Origin of the sequence: Streptomyces sp. NPDC058619, assembly GCF_042717785.1 — a bacterium.
Lineage (GTDB): Bacteria > Actinomycetota > Actinomycetes > Streptomycetales > Streptomycetaceae > Streptomyces.
The window spans coordinates 281,074-302,372 of record NZ_JBHXQN010000003.1; the positions used below are offsets into that span (position 1 = coordinate 281,074).

Here is a 21,299-nt window from a genome sequence, read left to right on the forward strand (position 1 = left end):
GGGGTGCCACGGCCGGGGGGCCGCGGGCGGGCGCCGCGGCCCCGTGCATCGCGGTCGCGCGGCCCGTGGCCACGGGGCCCGCCGTCCGGGGTCCGCCGGACGGGTTGCGGCGGACGCCCGCCCCGCGTTTCGGCGGCCGCACGGAACGCGGGCTGGTGTGGAGTGGGCGGGCTGACCGGCCCCGACCGTCCCGACGGCGGACACAGCGGGCAGCTCCCCGCCTCCTCGGCGCCGTCGCACGGCCCGGGGGCCCGGGGGGCGGCGCTGCGGGCCGTGTACCCATTACCGACCGGCGGGAGCCGACACGTGCTGGAACGCAAGCTGCGCAAGGACCACACCGAGGTCACCTTCGTCCTCCCCGCCGACTCCCCGCCCGGACCGGTGAGCGTGGTGGGCGACTTCAACGGCTGGCAGCCCGGCGCGCACACGCTGGTGCCCCGCAAGGACGGCAAGCGCGCCGTCACGGTGGCGCTGCCCAGCAAGTCCGCCCACGCCTTCCGGTACCTGGCCGCGGGCGACTACTGGTTCAACGACGAGAGCGCCGGGGACCGGGAGGGTTCCAACAGCCGCCTCCACACCTGAGCCGCCGACACCGGCCGGCCCTCGGGCCCCCGGGAGCGTGACGAAGCGGGTGTGGCCCGGATCCGGTGGATCCGGGCCACGCCCGCTTCGGCGGCCGGCCACCGGCGGGCGCGCGAGTCAGCCGGCCGGTTCCGGGTCGAGGGGGAACAGCGCCGCCGTGCCGGTCATCTCCAGAAGGCTGCGGAGCTGGTGGTTGGGGGACTCCAGGCGGACGACGGAGCCCGCCTCCACCGCGGTGCGGCGGGCGGTGAGCAGGGCGTTGAGCGCGGAGGAGTCACAGAAGTCCAGGCGGGAGCAGTCGACCACGACGCCCCTCGACGCGGACGCGTGTGCCACGGCGGCGGTGAGGGCGCGGCCCAGGAAGGGGACCGAGTCGAGGTCCATCTCGCCGACGGGCCGTACCACCACGGCGTGGTCCAGGACATCCACGGCGATGTCCTCCCCGCCGGCCTGCGAGGCAGGGCGTTCGGTCATGCGGGATCACTCCTTGGTCGACGGGCGCGCACCGCGGCAGCCCGCTGTTGCGGTCGTCGCCCCGGGGCGCGGCGGGTGCCGCTGGTCGTGGCGGTCCCGGCGTCCCCGGGCGGTGGGGCGGTCCAGCGGAACGAGACGGTGGCTCGGTGCCGATTACCTCATCGTGGAACCTCTGGAAATCTACCTCAGCCATGGCAGACATTGCACGCCGGCCCGGTGATGTTTCTCGAACGGCCAGGAGGGTTGGCCGGGTGGGGCGCCGCATGCGGCCCACCCGGCCGGGCGGGCCGCCGCGGGTCCGGAGAGGCCGGCCGGGCACCGGGCCCCACCGGCCCCGGGTTGGCACCATGGGCCCGTGCCGGGTGCCGGCACGTCCGTCCATAGGCGGCCGAGGAGTCGCACGGCTCCGTACGCCCAGGCCGTCACCCTGGCGGTGGCGCTCGCTCTCGCCGTGGCCGGGGTCCCGGCCCTGGTGAACGGCCGCGTCGTGTTCCCGTGGCTGCGCCGCAGCGTCCGCCGGCCCGCCCTCCGGGGCGTCGGCAACGTGCTGCGGGCGGGCGGGGCGCGTCCGGGTACGGCGGGGGCGCGTACGGAAGCCGGCGCGCCCTCCTCCCGGGTTCATCCCGGGACGGGTCTGCACGATCGGCCGCGTTCTCCGATTGGCTGGTGTCACGCCACCTGAAGGGGTACGCCGACATGCATCCTGCCGAGATCGCCGCCCGCGCGCCGATAGCCGCCGCCACGCTCCGCGCCCACGACGCACCCCCCGCCCCCGGAGGCGGGACGAGCCGGAGCGGGGGACCGCATGGGCGAGGGTGAGTCCGACCCGTCGGGAGCGGGGTACCGGGCAGTCTCCAGCGAACTCGCGGGCGTGCTGCCCGTGGACTTCACCGCCTTCCACTCCCAGCAGCACCGCGCCTACCTGCGCTACGCCCACCTGAACCTGGGCAACGCGCAGGACGCCGAGGACACCGTCGACGACGTCTTCGCCTTCCTGCTGGAGGTGTGGCCGCACGCGCTGCGCGAAGCGAGCCTCCACGCCTTCGCCTGGGCCGCGCTGCGGGAGCACGTCGAGCGGCGCCTGACGGTCCTGGGACGCGCGGCCGCGCTGGTGGAGACGGCCTGGTTCGCCGCGCTGCGCCGCACCTCCCGCGACCGGCTGGAGCTGTTGGAGTCCGAGCTCGGCCTGTACGCGGCGATCGCGGAGCTGCCCTCCGAGAAGCAGTACGACGTGGTGCTGCTGTCCTTCGTCCTCGGCAACGACTCCGACACGGTCGGCCGCATGATGGGGATCTCGCCCGCCACGGTCCGCTCGCACATCCGCGGCGCACGCCGAACCCTGTCCCGCGAGCTCGGGGTGGACTGGATCCCCGGAGAGGAGAAGGACCGGTGAGCGACATGCCACGTGACCGAGACATGCCGCTGTGCGCACTGGACGCCGCCCTGGAGGACGCGGCGGTGCTGGTGGAGGAGTACGCCGGATACGACGAGTACGCGGCCCGGCGCCGTATCGCCCGCCGCGTCGTGGCCCACCGCACCCGCCCGGAGGCCGGCGCCGGGCCGGGGAGCGCGTGCGGGGCCGGCGGCCCGGAACCGGCCACGCCCGCGCAGGGCGGGCACCTGGTGCTGGACGCCGCCTGCCACGTACGGGCCGCCCGGCTCCTGGACGAGACGGCCCGGGCGCTGGTGGAGAGCAGGTCCTACGCCGCCCTCGCGCTCGACGCCGCGTCCTGGCCGCACAGCGCCGAATCGACGCTGCTGTTCGCCGGGCTGCTGCACCTGGCCGGGAAGGGGGAGGGCGCGCAGTTCTGGTTCCAGTACGCGGCCGGGGCCGGGTCCCGCACGGCGGCCCGATGTCTGTACCTCCACCACCTGGCGCGCGCCGAGGTCGCCACGGCACGCCACTGGCACGAGCAGTCCCGGGAGCTGCCCGAGGACGACGGCCTGCCCGACCTGCCACCCGTACCGCACGACCTGGAGGAGGCGCTCGCCGCCTCGGTCATCTGGGCCACCCCGCCCATCACCACGCAGGACCTGACCTCCCTCACCACCGGGCCGGACGGCTCCCGGCGGACCGGCTACCGACTGCCCCCGCGGCTGCGCCTGGCCACCACGGCGCGTACCTGGACGGGCGACCCGGACCTGGGGGAGGTCTTCCTCCCCGCACCCCAGGTCGCGATCGCCGTCGCCCACCAGGCGCGGCTCCCGCGCGCGCACCCGGCGGACGGGGCGCACGCGCGGCCACCGGAGCCGCTCGCACGGGCCCGCGCGCCGCACGCGAGCCGGGCCGCGTCCAGGAGCGCGCCCGCGCCGACGGCCCTGGAGTCCGTACACCAGGCCCTGCGCGTCCTGGAGTCCGTCGACCGCCACGCGGGCGGCGTGGACCTGGCCCAGATCGCCCGGGAGACCCGGCTCCCGCACCTTGTCCTCGCCCGGGCGACCGAGATGCTCGTCCGGGCGGACCTCGCGTCCCCGGCCGGCCCCGACGCCTACGAGGCCGGCGGCACCCTGCGGCTGCCGGGCGGATCCGGCGGGGGCGGGCGCGGGTACGTGGGGGAGACCCTGGCCTGGCTCCGGGACGCCGTCGGCGCCGCCGTGTACGTCGCCCGCTACACCGACGGCGAGGTGGCCGTCACCCAGTACGCCGAGGGCCCGGCCATGCCGGCGGTGGACGAGTGGGTGGACTTCCGCGCGGCCGCCCACGCCTCGGCGGTCGGCAAGGCGCTGCTGGCCCAGCTCGACCACCGCGGGCGCACGGACCACCTGTCCCGCCACCGCCCCGCCCTGTTCACCCCGTACACCCTCGGCAGCCGGGAGGCCCTCTTCCGCCAGCTCGACGCCCGGTGTCCGAACGCGCCGCTGCTGGACCTGCAGGAGTACGCACTGGGCACGGTCTGCGCGGCGGTCCCGATCACGGCCGGCCCGCACGCGCAGTGCGTGGCGCTCTCCATCCCGGTCCCCGACCCCGGTCGCCTGGAGCAGGCCGCCCGCATCCTGCAGAGCGAGGCGGCGGCGGTCCTGCTCGCCCTGATCGTCGCCGGAAGCGCGCCTCGGACGACGGGCGCGGAGGCCGGTACGGGAGGCGCCCGACGGACGGGAGGCCGCGGAGGGGCGGCCGAGGCCGGTCAGGGGCGCGATGTCCTGTCCACCACCGCGTAACCCGTCCCGCGGCAGCGGTACGAGGCCGGTGATTGCACCGATGCGCCCCGCCGCGCTCCGCCGGGACAGTGGTCCGGCCAGCGAAAACGGCGGTCTCCACCGGCGCGTGGCACGGCCTTCGGCTCGGGAGCCGGCGTCGTCCGCATCCGGGGCGGCTCCGCCACGAGCGAGAGGACGACTCCGTCGTGCAGCAGCAGAACAGCGAGAGCCCCCAACGCGCCCACGGGGTCGGCCCCTGCGCCGGGCCGGGCACCGGAGCCGCCCGGGCCGCGGGCCGCGCCACACGCCGGACGGCCCGGCTGCGGACACTCGTCGCAGGGGCGGCGGCGTTCCTGGCCGTCGGCGGGTTCACCACCGCCACGACTCCGGACGCCCGGGCCGCGGACAATCCGTACGAGCGGGGTCCCGCACCGACCGTGTCGAGCATCGAGGCCGCCCGCGGCTCGTACGCGGTGTCGCAGACCACCGTCTCCTCCCTGAGCGTCACGGGCTTCGGCGGAGGCACGGTCTACTACCCGACGTCCACCGGCGACGGCACCTTCGGGGCCGTGGTGATCTCACCCGGCTACACCGCGAGCCAGTCCTCCATCGCCTGGCTCGGACCGCGGCTCGCCTCCCAGGGCTTCGTCGTCCTCACCATCGACACCCTCACCACCCTCGACCAGCCCGACAGCAGGGGCCGCCAACTGCTGGCCGCGCTCGACTACCTGACCGGGCGCAGCACCGTCCGCACGCGGATCGACAGCAGCCGGCTCGGCGTGATGGGCCACTCCATGGGCGGCGGCGGCACCCTGGAGGCCGCCAAGAGCCGGCCGTCGCTCCAGGCGGCCATTCCGCTCACCGGCTGGAACCTGGACAAGTCCTGGCCCGAGATCCAGACGCCGACGCTGGTCATCGGCGCCGACGGCGACTCGATCGCACCGGTCGCCACCCACTCGGAGCCGTTCTACCAGAGCCTGCCGGGCTCCCTCGACAAGGCGTACCTGGAGCTGAACGGCGCGACGCACTTCACCCCGAACACGTCGAACACGACCATCGCGAAGTACAGCGTCGCGTGGCTGAAGCGGTTCATCGACAACGACGTCCGCTACGAGCAGTTCCTCTGCCCGCTGCCGCGGCCGGGCCTGACCATCGAGGAGTACCGGGGCAACTGCCCGCACGCCTCCTGAACCGGACGGCGCCCGGCGGCGGTCACAACCGTCGCCGGGCCGCCGCCGGGCACCGGAAGTTCGGCGCGGGGGCGGCGCGGGGGACGGCCGCGGGGGGCGGCGCGGTGTGGGCCCGCACAGACCCGGGGCGCCGCGCCGGGGAGCGTGCCCAGCCGGGGGCTCCGGGCGCTCCGCCGCCGGTCGACGCGGACCTACCGTGACGGCCGTGACCGGGAAGACGACCCTGAGCCCCGCGCTCCGGATATACGGCCGGAGCACCGCACTGGAGGCCGTGGCAGCGCTGTCCGACCGGCTCCGGGCCGGGCACGGCGGAGCGCTGCTGCTCGCGGCGGAGCCCGGGCTGGGCCGCAGTGCCCTGCTGGCCCGGGCCGCCCGGGACTTCGCGGCCGGACCCGGCCCGGACCTCCGGGCGACCGCCGCGGCCGCGGACCACCGTCTTCCGTACGGCGGGTCGCCCGTGCTGGTCCGCGCCAGGGCCGGCCGGGTCGACGCGGTTCTCCTCCACCCCCTCTGCGCGCCGGGCGGGGTGCGGCCCGCCGGAGCGGGGTCCGGCGGGGGGCCGGGTGCGGGTCCGGCGGACCTGCCGGACCCGTGGGACCTGCCGGACCCGTCGGAGCTGTGGGGCGCTCCCGCCGCCGACGGGCCGCTGCTGTTCTGCGCCGACGACGTGCACCGTTGGGACGCCGCGTCGCGTGCCGCCCTCGGCGCGGCCGTCCGGCGGGCCGGCGCCGCGCGCGGGATCGGGTTCCTGCTGTCGGCCACGGAACACCGCGCGGACGACCCCGACTTCCGGGGCGTGCCCGTGGTCCGCCTCGGCCCGCTGGAGGACGGTGCCGCGACGGCCCTGCTCGACGCGCTGACCGGCGCCGACACCGACCCGTCCGTACGGGACGAGCTGTTGTACGAGGCCGAGGGGAACCCGGCGCTCCTCACGGCGCTCGTCGCCCGCCTGACCCCGGACCAGCTGCGCGGCCACCGCCCGCTGCCCCGGCCGCTCGCGGACGGCGCCGTCCTGCTGGGCACCGTCGGCGACCGGCTGGCCGCGCTGCCCGCCGACACGCGCCTGCTGTTGCTCCTGGCCGGCGCCGCGCAGGCGGCCGAGCCCGACGCCGTCGGCGCGGACGCCGCGCAGGTCCTGCGCGCCGCCCGGGCCGCCGGGCTGGAACCCGCCGCGCTGGACCCGGCCGAGACCTCGGGCGTGGCCCACAGCGACGGCGACCGCATCACGTTCGCCGGCCCGCTGCTGCGCCGGGCCGCGTACGACGCCGAGCCGTCCTCGCGGCGCCGGGCCGCCCATGCGCTGCTCGCCGCTGCCGTCGACGGCGACCGGTACCGGCTGCTCCACCTGCTCCACCGCGCGGCGGCCGCCGACGGCCACGACCCCCGGCTCGCCGACGCGCTCGTGGCCGCGGCGGCGCCCGGCACCCCCACGTCCGGCACGGAACGCTCGGCGGCCCTCGCCCGGGCCGCCGCGCTCACCGCCCGCGGCAACGCCCGTACGACGCGCCTCACCGAAGCGGCCGAGTACGCCCGGCTGGCGGGGCGCTCCCGCAGGGCGCGCGAGCTGCTGGCCGGCACCCGCGACGGGACCGCCCACGACGCCGTGCGCGGCCGGGCGGAACTCCTCCGGGGCACCCTCGCGCTCCGGGACGGGCCCGTGGGTGACGCGTACGAGGCGCTGCTGATGGCCGCGGCCCGGCTGGGCCCGTACGACCGCGAGCGGGCCCTGGCGGCGAGGACGGAGGCGATGGAGGCGGCGTGGGCGGCGGGTGACGCCGCCGCCTGCCTCGCGGCACTCGCCGACGCCCCGGGCCCGGGCCCCGACGGCCCGGCACGCGCCGCACCGTCTCCCGGCGCCCCGGCCTTAGACGGCCCGGCTCTCGGCGGCGCGGCGTGTGACGGTCCGGACTTCGGCGGTCTGGCCCTCGGGGGCGCGGCGTTCGCGTGTACGGCCTGCGGCGGTCCGGCCCTCGGCGGTGCGGCTCGCGGTGGTCCGGCTCTGGGTAGTCCGGCCCCCGGGGGTCCGGCCTGCCGGGATTGCGCCTCCGGGAGCGGTGCTCCCGCCGGTGCGGCTCCCGCTGCCGTGGCCCCCGCCCAGACCCCCGACCGTCGCGGCCGGGCGGGCGGGAGTGGAGCCGGGGTGTCGTCGGGAGCCGCGCTCGGCGGTGCGGCGTACCCGGCCGCCGGCGGTGTCGCGGGGCCGCCCGGGGAGCGGCCCGTACGACGGCCGCCGCGCTCCGGCCCGCCCGCACGGCCCGCACGGCCCGAACCACCCGCGCCGCCCGCACGGCCCGCACGGCCCGAACCACCCGCGCCGCCCGCGCAGTCCGGTCCGTCCGAGCCGTCCGTCCCCGCGCGGGCCCCCGCGGGTCCTCCCGACCCGATGTCCGACTACCGGGCGGGACTCCGCGCCGCCCTCGGCGGTGACCTGCTCGCGGCCCGTGTGCCGCTGCGCCGCGTGCTGGAGCGGGCGCGCGGTGACGACGATCCGGCGCGCCTGCTGAGGGCCGGTGTCGCCGCGCTCGTCCTCGGCGACATCGGGGCCGCCTGCCACGCCAACGCCCGGGCCCTGGCCGTCGTCCGCTCGCGCGGGCTCGCGGCCCTCACCCCCCAGGTCCTGGAGCACCTGGCCTACGCCGAGCTGCGCGCCGGCCGGCACGCCCGGGCCCGTGCCCACGCGCAGGAGGGCCTGCGCGCCGCCCACCGGGCGGGCCAGCGCAACGTCGCCGCGCACCAGCACGCGATCCTCGCCATGGTCGCCTCGGTCGAGGAGGACGCGGCAGCCGTCGCGGTCCACGCAGGCGCCGCCCTGGCGGTCGCCCGCCCGCACGGCCTCGTCCAGGCCGCGACCCTGGCCGCGTGGGCGTCGGCCCGCGCCGACCTGTGCCGCGGACGGGCGGGCGAGGCCGCCGCCCGGCTCGGACCGCTGACCCGGCCGGGGCCCCACCGCGGGCACTTCGCCGTCCGCATGCTCGCCGTACCGTGCTTCGTCGAAGCGGCCGTACTGTCCGGCGAACGGGCCCACGCGCGCGCCGGGGTCGACGCGTTCGCCGTCTGGGCGGCCCGGGGCGGCGACCCGCTGGCGCCTGCGCAGCTGGCCCGCTGCCGCGCCCTGCTCGCCGCTCCGGAGGACGCCGATGCCCTGTACGCCCTGGCGCTGCTCCACCACGAGGGGGCGGACGGCGACTTCGAACGGGCCCGCACCCAGCTCCTGTACGGGAAGTGGCTGCGCCGCCGGCGCCGGCCGGGCGAGGCCAGGAGCCGGCTGCGGGACGCCCGTATCGCCTTCGAGCGGTGCGGGGCCCCCGCCTGGGCCGAACAGGCCCGGGCCGAACTGCGGGCCGCGGGCGAGGCGCCCGCTCCCGCACCGGCGGGTGCCTCGCCCGTGGCCCGCCTGACGCCGCAGCAGCTGCGGATCGCCCGCTGCGTCGCGGAAGGCGCCACCAACCGCGAGGTGGCGGCCCGGCTCTCCGTCAGCCCCCGCACCGTCGACCACCACCTGCGCAACGTCTTCGCCCTCCTGGGCGTGCGCTCGCGGACCGAACTGGCCCGGCTGGTCGACCGTGCCGATAAGGATGGTGCACACCCCTAGGGACCGACCGGGCGGTATGTCATTCTTCGGGAGCCACACAGCCCCGGCGCGGAGGGCGGGTCGCCCCGCGCGCCGGAGCGAGCCGACTCCGGTGGAGGACCGCGATGCCGCACGCCGCACGATCGGGGGTCCGGGCACTGCCCGGCCCGCCGCCCGCCACGCCGCCCGCCCGCTCCCTCGCCACCGCGGAGGCACTGCCCGTCCTGCACCGGGCGGCCCGGAGGCTGATGGACGACCTGCCGGAGCTCACCGACCGGCTGGTCGCCGCCTTGAAGGACCGGGAACCGGCGTACCGGGCCGCCATCGAGGCCGACGCCGCCGAGGTCTGGCAGGAGGCCCACCAGTCCCTGCGGCACAACGTCGGCTCCCTGATCCACCCCCGGGAGTCCCGCGACGCCGCCCGCCGCTGCTCCTGGAGGATCGGGGCCGTGCGCGCCGAACAGGGCCTGCCCCTGGACGCGTTGCTGCACGCCTTCCGGCTCGGCGGCGGCATGGTGTGGCAGGGCCTGATCGAGGAGTCCGCGCGGTACGACCCCGACGACGTACGCCTGTTGGTGCACGTCGCGGCCGACGTGTGGAACTTCGTCGACGAGCACTGCGGGCTGGTCGCCGACGGCTACCGGCAGATGGAGCGGCAGCTGACCTGGCGCCGCGAGAACCGGCTGCGGCTGATGACGGCGGCGCTGCTCGACGGCACGACCCGGATCGCCGACCTGCCCGAGGTGGCCGCCGCGGTCGACCTTCCCGAACAGGGCCGGTACGCCGTCGTCCTGGTCTCCGGCGGCCATCGGGCCGCGTACACGGGCACCCGGCCGCCCCGGGGGCCGGCGGGCTCCCGCGTGCTGTGGCACAGCGCCGCCGACGCGGACCACGGCATCGTCCTGATCGGCGACAGCAGCCTGGACGAGCTGGCCCGCCACATGAGCGGTCCGCCCGGCACCCGGATCGGCATCAGCTCGGCCGTCGACGGTCTCGCGGCCGTCGGGGACGCCCGCCGGCTCGCCGAGACCGCCCTGCGGGCCTGCCCGGAGAGCGGCGGCACCGTCCTGCTCGACGAGCACCTGCCGGCCGCGCTCCTCGTGTCCGCGCCCGGGCTCGGCGCCGCGCTGGCCGAACGCGTACTCGGCCCGCTGCTGCGGCTCGACCCGGGCGACCGGGACCTCCTGCTGGACACCCTGGCCGCCTGGCTGGACTGCGACGGATCGGCGCGGCGGGCCGGCGCCCGCCTGTACTGCCACCGCAACACGGTCCTGAACCGGCTCCGGCGCTGCGAACAGCTCACGGGCCGGTTCCTCTCGCGCCCCGCGGACGTCGTGGAGATCTCGCTCGCCCTGACGGCCCGCCGCCACCTGCGCATCGCCTGACGCCGCGGAACCCGGGCGGCGCCGGCGGGGGCCGGGTCGGCCGGGCGGTGCGAGCAGGCGGCCCCTGGCCGCCTGGACGGACGGCTCGACGCGGTGGTACACCCGGGGAAATCCGGTTGACGGCCGCCGGTGCCGGGCGGTCGGATGGCGCCCCATGACCACAGCGACGCATCCCGACCCGCACCCCGCCGACGAGGACCTCGTACGGCGGCTGGTCGCCGGGCAGTTCCCCCGGTGGGCGGGGCTGCCGGTGGAGCGGTTCCCGTCCGGCGGCACGGTCAACGGCATGTACCGGCTGGGCGACGACATGGTCGTACGGCTGCCGCTGGCGCGGGGCGGCGCCGGGGACGTGGCCCTGGAGCGGGAGTGGCTGCCCCGCCTCGCCCCCCGGCTGCCCGTGGCCGTACCGGAGGCGCTCGGGGCGGGGGAGCCCGCCGAGGGGTACCCGTGGCCGTGGTCGGTGTACCGCTGGCTGGCGGGGGAGAACCCCGAGGCGGGGGCGCTGGACGCACCCGAGCGGCTGGCCCGCGACCTGGCCGCGTTCGTGACGGCGATGCGGGGCGTCACCCTGCCGGGGGCCCCGGCCGCCCACCGCGGCGGGCCGGTCGCCTCGCTGGACGCGGAGACCCGGGCCGCGATCGAGGAACTGCGCGCGATCCCGGAGGAGGGCGTCGACTGCGACGCCGCGGCCGCCGTCTGGGAGGACGCGCTGCGGGCCCCGGCCTGGGACGGACCGCCGGTGTGGCTGCACGCCGACCTGATGCCGGGCAACCTGCTGGTGGAGGGGGGCGTGCTGACCGCGGTCATCGACTTCGGGTGCGCGGGGGCCGGCGATCCGGCCTGCGACCTGTTCCCGGCGTGGAACCTGCTGCCGGCCGGGGCGCGGGAGGTCTTCCGCGAGGCGCTGGACGTGGACGACGCGGCCTGGCGGCGCGGCCGCGGGCGCACGCTCTCCCAGGCGCTGATCGCCCTGCCGCACTACCGGCTGACGAACCCGTCGATGGCGCGCAACGCCCGCCACGTCATCCACGCGGTCCTCACGGACGGCTGACCCTGGTGGTCAGCGCGGTTCGTGGGGTGCCGCCAGGCAGGCGGCGGTTGCGGCGCCGCCGGGTACGCCGGCCGCGGCCAGTCCGTTCCTGCAGCCCTGGAGGTCGCTGACCACACCCTGGTAGCACGCCGTGCGCACAGAGTCGGTGACGGTGACCCCCGCCTGCTCGACCATGTTCGTGCAGGCCGGGATGTCCGCGTGGGCCGAGGGGGCGGCAAGGGCGGCGCCGCCGAGCGTGAGGGCGAGGCCGGCGAGGACGCCGGCTGCGCGGGTCGACGTGCGCATGGGACGCACCTGCTTCCGGGTCGTCGCGCGGCCCGGGACCGATGTGCCGGATCCGCGTGGGAACGGCGCCGAGCGCACGCCGGCCGGTGTGCGGCCGACTGGCCCGTCCCCGTACCGGACCTGCTCGGCAGGGCTGCCCCTCCTCCCCTCCCTCCTTCCGACGCTAGAGCAGCCGGGTGCCGGACGCACCCGCTGGGCGGGCCCGGTCGGCGGTCGACGACCCGCACCGCGCGGGCGACAGAGGCTCCGGGTGGCCCGTTTCAATGATCAAAGTAGGGTCGGGTTAGCATATGAGCGCCGCCTAGCTCGAAAGATAAAACCTGTGACTGTCAATGACGACTCGTTCACCAACTGGAAGAACCGCGAGGAGATCGCGGAGTCGATGATCCCTATCATCGGGAAGCTGCACCGGGAGAGGGACGTCACGGTCCTGCTTCACAGCCGCTCCCTGGTGAACAAGTCGGTCGTCAGCATCCTCAAGACCCACCGGTTCGCCCGGCAGATCGCCGGCGAGGAGCTCTCGGTCACCGAGACGCTGCCGTTCCTGCAGGCCCTCGCCACCCTCGACCTCGGCCCGTCCCAGATCGACATCGGCATGCTCGCCGCGACGTACCGGACCGACGACCGTGACCTCTCGGTGGCGGAGTTCACCGCCGAGGCCGTCCTCGGTGCCACGGGCGCCAACAAGATCGAGCGCCGCGAGTCGCGCGACGTCGTCCTCTACGGCTTCGGCCGCATCGGCCGCCTCGTCGCCCGCCTGCTCATCGAGAAGGCCGGCTCCGGCAACGGCCTGCGCCTGCGCGCCATCGTCGTCCGCCAGGGCGGCGACCAGGACATCGTCAAGCGCGCCTCGCTGCTGCGCCGCGACTCCATCCACGGGCAGTTCCAGGGCACGATCACCGTCGACGAGGCGAACAGCACGATCATCGCCAACGGCAACGAGATCAAGGTGATCTACGCCAACGACCCCTCCGAGGTCGACTACACGGCGCACGGCGTCAAGAACGCCATCCTCATCGACAACACCGGCAAGTGGCGCGACCGCGAGGGCCTGTCGAAGCACCTGCGCCCCGGCATCGACAAGGTCGTCCTGACCGCTCCGGGCAAGGGCGACGTGCCCAACATCGTCCACGGCGTCAACCACGACACCATCAAGCCGGACGAGCAGATCCTGTCCTGCGCCTCCTGCACCACCAACGCGATCGTCCCGCCGCTGAAGGCGATGGCGGACGAGTACGGCGTCCTGCGCGGCCACGTGGAGACCGTCCACTCGTTCACCAACGACCAGAACCTGCTGGACAATTACCACAGCTCCGACCGGCGCGGCCGCTCGGCGCCGCTCAACATGGTGATCACCGAGACCGGCGCCGCCTCCGCGGTCGCCAAGGCGCTCCCCGACCTCAAGGCGAGGATCACCGGCAGCTCGATCCGCGTCCCGGTCCCCAACGTCTCGATCGCGATCCTGAACCTGCGGCTCGCCCGCGAGGCCACGCGCGAAGAGGTCCTCGACTACCTGCGCAACGTCTCCCTGGCCTCGCCGCTCAAGCGCCAGATCGACTTCATCAGCGCCCCCGACGCGGTCTCCAGCGACTTCATCGGCTCGCGGCACTCGTCGATCATCGACGCGGGCGCCCTCAAGGTCGAGGGTGACGACGCGATCCTCTACCTCTGGTACGACAACGAGTTCGGCTACTCCTGCCAGGTCATCCGCGTGGTCCAGCACGTGTCCGGGGTGGAGTACCCGACCTACCCGGTCCCGGCGGTCTGATCGGGGAACTCCCCGACCCGGCGGCGCCGACCCGGCAGGCGGGACGGCCGTGAGGCGGAAGCGGGGCGGCGACCGGTGCCGAGGGGCACCGGTCGCCGCCCCTTTCGCGCGGTGCGCCGCGGCGGGACCGTCCGCCCACGGGACCCCGTCGAGATCGAACTCCCGGCGCTCCCACACCGCGCCCCCTAGCGCCTCTGACACGGAGGCCGAGAAGTCGCCTCCGGTGCCACCGGGGTCCGTGGTGCGTTCATACCTCTGAGTGAGGCCGGCGGGGTTCGAGGGGGTCGGGGGCCGAGACCTGCCTAGGGTGGTCCCGGGGTGGCGGGCAGCGGCTCCGATCGGCGCGTCTACTCACGTACGGGAGCCTGTGTGGCGCAGCAGCACACGACGTCACTCCGGCTTCGCCTCCGGTACCGGTTCGACCATCTCGTCTCGGGCGGAACCACCGCGCTCATCGGCTGGCTCGCCCTGGTCTGCCTCGTGGTCGTCGTTCCGGCGAGCGTGGTCCTCGTCTGGTCCGATCGGGCCGCTCCGGCCACCCTCTCCGGCCGGATCGCCGCCGTGTGGGTCAGTGTCGGTCAGACGCTGAAGATCGGGGGAGCGGTCGGCTCCCCGTTGTTCGTGCTGGCCTCGGTATCGCTCGCGCTCGTGGCGCTGCTCTTCGTGTCGACCCTGGTCAGTCTGATCACCACGGGCATCAACCGGCGCATCATGTCGCTGCGCCTGGGTCACTCCACCGTGCTGGAGACGCGGCACACCGTCGTACTGGGGTGGTCGGACCAGGTCTTCCCCGTGATCGGGGAGCTGGTGGCCGCCCACGCGAACCAGCGCCGCTCCGCCGTCGCCGTCCTCGCCCCGCAGGACAAGGTGTGGATGGAGGACGAGATCTCCAGCCGCATCGGCGACAGCGGCAGGACGCGGATCATCTGCCGCAACGGGAGCACCACCGACCCCACCGGGCTGTGCCGGGTGAGCCCGCACACCGCGAAGTCGGTGTTGGTGCTGCCTCCCACCGGGGACAGCGGTGACGCCCACGTGGTGAAGACGCTCCTCGCCCTCGACGCGGCCGTCCCCGGGCCGGGACAGGGGGATGCGGTGGTGGTCGCCGCTGTCCGTGACGCCCGCAACCACGTGACCGCACGGCTGGCCGCCGGGCCCACGGGACACGTCCTGTGCGTCGACGACATCGTCGCCCGGCTCCTCGTCCAGACCGCCCGGCAGCCCGGCCTCTCGCTCGTCTATTCGGAGCTGCTGGACTTCGAGGGCGACGAGTTCTACCAGGTCCCCGCCGGGGACCTCGTGGGGCGTACGTTCGGCGAGGTGCTGCTGTCGTTCGCCACGTCCTCGGCGGTCGGCCTGCTGCACGACGACGGGAGCGTCACCCTCAATCCGGACCCGTCGGCCGTGCTCGGCCCGGCCGACCGGATCATCGTCATCTCCCAGGACGACGACACGGCCGTGCGGGCGGACGTGGCCCCCCACGTCAAGGAGCAGGCGATCGTGACGGCCGGGCCCAGGGTCGCCCAGGTCGAACGCCTCCTCCTGCTCGGCTGGAACCGCCGCGCCCCGCTCGTCATCGAGCAGCTCGACCAGTACGTGAGCCCGGGAACCATCCTGGACGTCGTGGCGCTCGGCGCGTACGCGGCCACGCACGGCGCCCGAGCCGCCACCGCTGCGCGGTCCCGTCTCGAAGTCTCCTTCCACGAGGGTGACATCACCGACCCGCTCACGCTCGCCAAGTGGGACGTGCCCTCGTACGACAGCGTGATCGTGATCGGCGAGACCGGGCCCGGGACCACGGACGCGACCGTGGACGCCCCGGCTCCGGCGGCGGATCCCGAGGCACGGGCGGACGACCGGACGCTGGTCGCGCTGCTGCACCTGCGGGCCATCGGGGACGCCGCGCAGCGGGACCTCGCCCTCACCACCGAGATGTCCGACGACGGCAACCGGCTGCTCGCGCCCGCCCGGGACGGCGCCGACTTCATCGTGAGCGGCAGGCTGATCAGCCTTCTGATGACGCAGATCTCGCAGAGCCCTTATCTCGCCGCGGTCTTCGAGGAGCTGTTCAGGGCGCAGGGCCACGAGTTCCACCTCAAGCCGGCCGCGGACTACGTCCGGGCCGGTCGTGAGGTCTCGTTCGCCACCGCCGTCGAGTCGGCGCGGCGGCGCGGGGAATGCGCGGTCGGCTACCGGCTGCGGGCGCGCAGCACCAGGGGTCCCGACCACGGAGTGGTGATCAACCCCGACAAGCGGCAGCGGGTCCGGTTCTCCGGGGAGGACTGGCTGATCGTGCTCGCCGAGAGCTGACGGCGCCCACGGGGCGGCCGCTACGCCATGTGTACTTCCAGGGCGGTCCGCACCGCGGATTCCAGGGCTCCCTCGATCCACGCCGGCTTGATGGAGGTGTGGCATCCGGCGAAGTGCAGGCTCCCCTCGGCCCTGCCGACGTGGGGGAAGAGCTCGGTGTGCTGGCCGGGCAGCAGCACGGACGCCTCACCGTAGGCGTACGGGTCGCGCATCCAGGACTGGGTGCGGCCGACGCCGGTGTAGAACACCTCGATGCGCTGCCCGAACACCTCCTGGACCCCGGCGAGGGCGCGCGGGTAGCGCTCCTCGTCGTCCAGGGAGTCCCACTTCAGGGCGTCGTCCGACCAGCTGTAGGCGGCGAGGATGACGCCTCCGGCGCTGCCTTCGACGGGGTAGGAGGGCTGGAACATGAAGCGGTTGGGGTTGTCGGTGGCCGAGCCGCCGCCGATGACGCCGGCCGCCTCGGGCTGGTCGCGCGTGACCACACGGCAGGCGGCGTAGTGGGAGCGCTGGCCGGCGGAGACGTGGCCCTTGGGCACGGAGGAGTGGGCGCCCAGCAGGGTCCCGTCGGCCGGGGTCTGCCCGGTCTGGTACTTCCCGTACAGGCCGGGCCGCACGGCTTCCAGCTCGCGCTTCCAGTCGGCCTCGTCGAACTCCCACCAGCGGCGGCTGAATTCGAGCAGCACCTTGGTGGCGGCGTCGTAGTGCAGTTCGGTGACCGCGCGCCGCTTGCCGTACGAGAGCGCGGGGCTGATGGGGATGTGGCGCAGGCCGGAGAAGGGGACGGTGACGATGGCGGCGTCGGCGGTGAAGGTCTCGCGCCGTACGGGGCTGCCGCCGCGGCCCTCGGAGACGGTCTCGACGGTGGCCCTGCCCTCGCCGTGGGTGATGCGGGTGGCGCGGCGGTCGAGCCGTACGAGGTCCTTCACGCGGGCGTACAGCGCGTCGGCCAGGGTGGCGGTGCCGTCGGGCAGTTCGTAGAAGGCGGTGTCGGGGCTGATCAGGGAGGCGCCGATGAAGCTGTGTACGAAGGCGAGGTGCAGGCGGGACGTGAGGTTCTCGACCGTTCCGATCAGGTCGATGGTCCGTTCGTCGAGCCCGGCCTCCTCCGTCAGGAAGCGGTACATCGACATGTGGCCGTAGCGCTGGATGATGCGTGCCCAGCCCTCGACGAGCGCCCGGTCCTGCTTGCCCTCGATCTCCTTGCGCACGGGGGCGAAGGCCGCGCGGACGATCTGCGCGGCGGGGACGGATTCATACGGCTGCGGTACCCCGAAGGAACGGTTGAGCGCCTGCGGGGCGCGCGCGTAGTCGGCGCGGCGGACGCGGATGCCGTTGACGTGGATCCACGTCCGGTGGGCGGGGCGGCCGGTCCCGTCCACGTCGACCAGGTGGAAGCGACGGCGCTTGAGGCCGAGGCCGTCCATCAGTCCGGTGACCAGGGGGTGGCTGTCGGGGATGCGCATCGCGCCGGCCTCGGCGTACTGCTTCGGGTCGGCGAAGGGCTGGGCGGCGTTCTCGTGACCGCCGGTGCGGAAGGTCTTGATCCGGCCGCCCACCCGGTTGGCGTTGGCCTCGATGACGGTGACCCGGTGCCCGGCCTCGCGCAGGAGGTGTGCGGCGGTCAGCCCGGCCGGCCCGGCGCCGACGATCAGCACCTTCTTGCCGGGTCGGCGCGAACGGGGCAGGCCGGACTTCAGGAGGATGTCGGCATAGCGCGGTACCAGCGGCTGGTCCTGGTCGTCCCGTACGAGGATGGCCCGGGCGATCGCCAGGCAGGCGCCCCAGTCGGTGACCGCGGCGGCCGGGGCGGCCTGCGAGGTCTCGGGGGAGGTGGCGGCGACGGTCAGCCCGCCGGCGCCGGCGACGGCGGCCGCGCCGGCGATGACGGTACGGCGGGAAGGCCGGCGGGAGGGCGCGGGTGCGGGTGCGCCGGGGGACCGGGGAGCTTCGGGGATTTCCGGTTCGGCGTTGGAATTCGTGATCATGAAAGCAACTCTTGCCGCTCGTCCCGGCCCGGACGGCCAGAACGCACCCGCGCGGCCGAGTACCACCCGGACGTGCGGCGCGGGCCGTGCCGTGCTGACGAACTGGGGTTCGGAAGCGCGGCCTTCGGCCCGGCCGGGCAGCCGTTCCCCGGTACGCGACGACCCGCCGGGCAGCGGTGTTTCCCACCGGTCCGCGTCCGTGCCGGCGCGGCGCCCGTCCGGGATCCGTTCGCAGGGGTCACACGGGTGGCAGGGCCCGGGCGGCGGGGGCGGCGACCACGTTGATGGTGAACGTGTGGGACCGCAGACCGCCCGCGATGCCCATGAAGAGCAGGGCGAAGTGCTCCTGTCCGCGTGCGGTGGTGATGCCGCCGATGTCCAGCTGCGACGACGCGGGCCAGCCGAGGTCGGTGAGCAGCCGGCCGGCCGTCCGTTTGGCCTCGGCGTCGTCGCCGGAGAGGAAGACGGTGCTCGGGCCGTCGAGGCCGTCCGGGGAGGTCATGACGGTGGAGTCCATGGTGCACAGCGTCTTGACGACGGGAGCCAGGGGGAACGCCTCCTGGATCTGTTCACCCAGGCTGCTGTTGGGGTGCGAGTTCCTCCGGACGCCGCGAACCGAGGAGGATGTCGTGTCCTGCGGCGCCCCAGCCGTGGGCCAGTGCTCGGGCGACGTTGCCGGTGCCAAGTAGTCCAATGCGCATGCGGCGACGCTAGCCGCCGCCTCGCCCCGGGGAATCGGGCCGCAGGCCCGGACGGACCGGCACCAAAGACGTAGGTCCGCCGGCTCCGCGGGCTCCCCGGCCATGCTCCGGAAACGGCCGGGACGGGGACACCCGGCAACGTGTACGGTCCGGGCCACCCCAGGGGTGTCGCCCCGGGCCCGTCCCCGGGTGCCGTGGCGGGTGGCGCCTTACGCCTACTGGGGTTTGAAGGACCGGATCTGGTAGTTCCCCTGGAGGTTGCCGCCGGCGCGGGCCGGGGTGGAGCCGACGCGGCTGTTGTGGTTGGTCTGGGTGTAGTACTGCACGCGGCGGCTCGTGGCGTTCCAGACCGAGCGGACGTTCTCCCCCCGCTGGATGAAGGAGCAGTCGTCGGCCGTGTTCGCCTTGCTGGACTGCGACCACTGGCATCGCGTCCCCTCGCCGTTCCAGCCGCTGTAGATGCAGAAGTAGCCGGAGGAGCAGTTGAACGCCGCCGCGTCGGCGGGCGCCGCGGACGCGGCGGGCACGGCGCCGAGAGCGGCGGTCAGGGCGAGCGACGCGATAGCGAACGAGCGCATACGGATCCGGATCATGGTGGGATCTTCTCTTCCTCGCGGGCCGGGACGGGACCGGGGCGGGCGGCGTACGGTGCCACCCGCCCCCGGCTTCGGGCGGCGGTGGGTGAAACGTCGCCAGTATGGGGCGAATCGACCATCGCAATCAGGAGGATTTCCGGACAGGCGCGGGCTGTTGGTGCATAACGGCGCATGCGCGGGGCGTGGGCCCGCGCATGCGCCCCGTCCCCCCGCTGGTTTCAGTGGGGCAGGGAGGCGAGCCAGGCCGTCAGGATGCGGTTCGTCTCGGCGGGGCGTTCCTGCTGGACCCAATGGCCGCAGTCTTCGAGGATGTGGGAGCCGCGCAGGCCCAGGAGAGTCGTGCCGAACGCCTCGACGGCGTCGGCCAGCCACGTGATGGAGGGGTCGGAGCCGCCGGCGACGAACAGGGACGGCTGGGTCACCGGGGCGCCGTCGAAGCGGGCGAGGTCCTCCCAGTCCCGGTCCATGTTCCGGTAGCGGGCCAGGGCTCCGCGCAGGCCGGTCCGCTCGAACTCCGCGGCGTAGACGTCGAGGTCGCCCTCGCCGAGCCAGGCGGGCCGGGGCCCGGCCGGGAACCGCTCGCGGAGCGTTCCGCCGTGGCCGACGAAGTACGGGCCGGGCGCGCCGGGTCCGGGCATGGTGTCCGCGGACAGGGCGGCGAAGAAGCCGGCGAGCCAGCCGCGGACGTCGGGTTCGATCTCGGCCTCGGCGCGGCCCGGCTCCTGGAAGTAGGAGACGTAGAACTCCTCCTCCCCGCCCATCCCCGCGAAGACCTCGCTGGGCCGCGGTCCGCCGCGCGGGGTGTAGGGAACGCCGAGCAGGCCCACCGCGCGGAAGACGTCCGGCCGGACCAGGGCCGAGTTCGAGGCGATGGCCGAGCCCCAGTCGTGGCCGACGATCACCGCGCTCCGCTCGCCCAGGGCCTCGACCACGGCGACGCCGTCCTCGACCAGTTCGAGCATCCGGTACGCGTCGGTGCCCTCCGGCCGGGAGGAGCGGCCGTAGCCGCGGACGTCCACGGCTACGGCGCGGTATCCGGCCGCGGCCAGGGCCGGCACCTGGTGGCGCCAGGAGTACCAGGACTCCGGGAAACCGTGCACGAGCAGCACCAGCGGCCCGCTGCCCTGCTCCACGAGGTGGATCCTCCCCGCGGGCGCGGGGAGCAGGCGGTGAACGGGGTCCGTGGACTGCTGCAGCATGGTTCCTCCGGGGTTCGGCGACCGCCTTGGACCAAGGCTGCTGTCGGTCATCCGGGGAACGGCGGGGCCGCGTCGCCTTCGCTTGCCGTTTCGGCAAATACGGCTGCGGCCGGGCCGGGCCGGGTCGGGCCGGGTCGGGGTGGGTCGCGCCGTCGTGGCCAGTCCGGTCGTGTCCGGTCCGGTCCAGTCCGCTCCCGGGCGTCAGGCGCTCGTGTGGATGTCGCCGCTCGTGGTGGACGTGATGATGCCGCGGCGGCCCAGGTCGCCCGGGGGGATGCCCGGGTGGTGGCCGGGCCGCGGGGTGCCGGGGACCGTCGCCCCGAGCGCCAGTCGCGAGACGATCCGGTAGCGGTCGCCGCGGTACACCGAGTGCACGTACTCCACGGGGCGGCCGGTCGAATCGGTGGTGAGCCGCTCGATGAGGAGGGCGGGGGAGAGGAGCGGCACGTCGAGCAGGCCCGCCTCCGCCTCGTTGACCACCGTCGGCTCGATCGACTGCTGCGCCTCGTGCACGTAGACCCCGTGGTGGTTGCGCAGGTGCTCGTAGAGGTCGCCCGCCTCCAGCTCGGCGGGTGTCAGCGCCGGTATCAGGTCGGCCGGGATGTGCAGGTGCTCGATCGCCATCGGCGCCCCGTCCACGAGGCGGAGCCGGGCGATGTAGAGCAGTTCCGCCCCGGGGGAGATCCGCAGGCGGCGCCCGATCCGGGCGCCCGCCTGGATGGTCGAGTGCTCCAGGACCCTGCTGGACCAGTGGCCCGAGGCCTGCCGGACGGCGAACGGGGCCTCGCCGGCGGAGAGTTCCTGCGTGATCTTGGCGGGGGCCACGAACATGCCGCGCCCGTGTTCCCGTACGAGGGCGCCGGTGGCGACGAGCTCGTCCACGGCCGCGCGCAGCGTCGGGCGGGAGACCTCCAGGGTGGCGCAGAGGGTGCGCTCCGACGGGATCGCGTCGCCCGGGCGCCGGATGTCGATCAGGCCGAGCAGGTGCTCGCGCACCCTCTCCCGCTTGAGCACCACCCCGGGCGCCGGTCCCGCCCCGGGCGCCGGCCCCGTTGCCGAAG

14 protein-coding genes and 2 pseudogenes are annotated in these 21,299 nt (G+C 75.2%); 9 read left to right on the forward strand and 7 right to left on the reverse strand.

From position 1 onward, the window contains the following. Positions 1 to 306: 306 nt before the first annotated feature. Positions 307 to 582 carry an isoamylase early set domain-containing protein gene (locus ACFWTC_RS05325; protein WP_383919555.1) on the forward strand — a complete coding sequence of 92 codons (276 nt, stop codon included), beginning with the start codon at positions 307 to 309 and terminating at the stop codon, positions 580 to 582. A 117-nt stretch (positions 583 to 699) separates the two neighbouring features. Here ACFWTC_RS05325 and ACFWTC_RS05330 read toward each other — a convergent pair whose 3' ends face one another. After that, entirely contained in the window at positions 700 to 1,056 is a 357-nt protein-coding gene (locus tag ACFWTC_RS05330) for an STAS domain-containing protein (protein ID WP_383932620.1), read from the reverse strand. 805 nt (positions 1,057 to 1,861) lie between these two features. Here ACFWTC_RS05330 and ACFWTC_RS05335 point away from each other — a divergent pair. From ACFWTC_RS05335 to ACFWTC_RS05360, 6 genes and pseudogenes are all read left to right on the forward strand, one after another. Then, positions 1,862 to 2,449, forward strand: coding sequence for an RNA polymerase sigma factor (locus ACFWTC_RS05335; RefSeq protein ID WP_383932618.1), 588 nt, complete (start codon positions 1,862 to 1,864; stop codon positions 2,447 to 2,449). Between the two features lie 926 nt (positions 2,450 to 3,375). Then, positions 3,376 to 4,092: pseudogene (locus tag ACFWTC_RS05340) on the forward strand (IclR family transcriptional regulator C-terminal domain-containing protein); the annotation flags it as partial. Positions 4,093 to 4,514: 422 nt separating this feature from the next. Then, the gene (locus tag ACFWTC_RS05345) at positions 4,515 to 5,384 is read left to right on the forward strand and encodes an alpha/beta hydrolase family protein (protein ID WP_383932622.1); all 870 of its coding nucleotides are present in this window, start codon (positions 4,515 to 4,517) and stop codon (positions 5,382 to 5,384) included. Positions 5,385 to 5,589: 205 nt separating this feature from the next. Continuing rightward, positions 5,590 to 8,976 (forward strand): LuxR C-terminal-related transcriptional regulator, encoded by a 3,387-nt coding sequence (locus ACFWTC_RS05350; RefSeq protein WP_384026171.1) that lies wholly within the window; start codon positions 5,590 to 5,592, stop codon positions 8,974 to 8,976. A gap of 104 nt (positions 8,977 to 9,080) precedes the next feature. Continuing rightward, the gene (locus ACFWTC_RS05355) at positions 9,081 to 10,340 is read left to right on the forward strand and encodes a PucR family transcriptional regulator (RefSeq protein ID WP_383932615.1); all 1,260 of its coding nucleotides are present in this window, start codon (positions 9,081 to 9,083) and stop codon (positions 10,338 to 10,340) included. Between the two features lie 154 nt (positions 10,341 to 10,494). Further along, positions 10,495 to 11,391: an aminoglycoside phosphotransferase family protein gene (locus tag ACFWTC_RS05360; RefSeq protein WP_383932614.1), complete on the forward strand. Its 897-nt coding sequence runs from the start codon at positions 10,495 to 10,497 to the stop codon at positions 11,389 to 11,391. Positions 11,392 to 11,400: 9 nt separating this feature from the next. Here the strand turns inward: ACFWTC_RS05360 and ACFWTC_RS05365 are convergent, their stop codons facing one another. Beyond that, entirely contained in the window at positions 11,401 to 11,676 is a 276-nt protein-coding gene (locus ACFWTC_RS05365) for a hypothetical protein (protein WP_384026168.1), read from the reverse strand. A 322-nt stretch (positions 11,677 to 11,998) separates the two neighbouring features. Between ACFWTC_RS05365 and ACFWTC_RS05370 the strand changes: the two genes are divergently transcribed. Continuing rightward, entirely contained in the window at positions 11,999 to 13,444 is a 1,446-nt protein-coding gene (locus ACFWTC_RS05370; protein WP_383932610.1) for a glyceraldehyde-3-phosphate dehydrogenase, read from the forward strand. A 369-nt stretch (positions 13,445 to 13,813) separates the two neighbouring features. After that, positions 13,814 to 15,754, forward strand: a complete 1,941-nt coding sequence (locus ACFWTC_RS05375) for an NAD-binding lipoprotein (RefSeq protein WP_384026165.1) — start codon at positions 13,814 to 13,816, stop codon at positions 15,752 to 15,754. 20 nt (positions 15,755 to 15,774) lie between these two features. On the opposite strand, the gene ACFWTC_RS05380 is transcribed toward ACFWTC_RS05375, so the two are convergent. The 5 genes and pseudogenes from ACFWTC_RS05380 to ACFWTC_RS05400 form a co-directional block, all read right to left on the reverse strand. Further along, positions 15,775 to 17,742, reverse strand: a complete 1,968-nt coding sequence (locus tag ACFWTC_RS05380; RefSeq protein WP_383927671.1) for a flavin monoamine oxidase family protein — start codon at positions 17,740 to 17,742, stop codon at positions 15,775 to 15,777. A gap of 238 nt (positions 17,743 to 17,980) precedes the next feature. Beyond that, positions 17,981 to 18,443 (reverse strand): annotated as a pseudogene (locus tag ACFWTC_RS05385) (NADPH-dependent F420 reductase). 215 nt (positions 18,444 to 18,658) lie between these two features. Then, entirely contained in the window at positions 18,659 to 19,036 is a 378-nt protein-coding gene (locus tag ACFWTC_RS05390) for a peptidase inhibitor family I36 protein (RefSeq protein ID WP_383927673.1), read from the reverse strand. Positions 19,037 to 19,257: 221 nt separating this feature from the next. Continuing rightward, a complete protein-coding gene (locus ACFWTC_RS05395) occupies positions 19,258 to 20,238 on the reverse strand; it encodes an alpha/beta fold hydrolase (RefSeq protein ID WP_384026161.1) in 981 nt (326 codons plus the stop codon). A 201-nt stretch (positions 20,239 to 20,439) separates the two neighbouring features. Further along, the gene (locus ACFWTC_RS05400) at positions 20,440 to 21,234 is read right to left on the reverse strand and encodes a GntR family transcriptional regulator (protein WP_383927679.1); all 795 of its coding nucleotides are present in this window, start codon (positions 21,232 to 21,234) and stop codon (positions 20,440 to 20,442) included. Positions 21,235 to 21,299 lie beyond the last annotated feature (65 nt).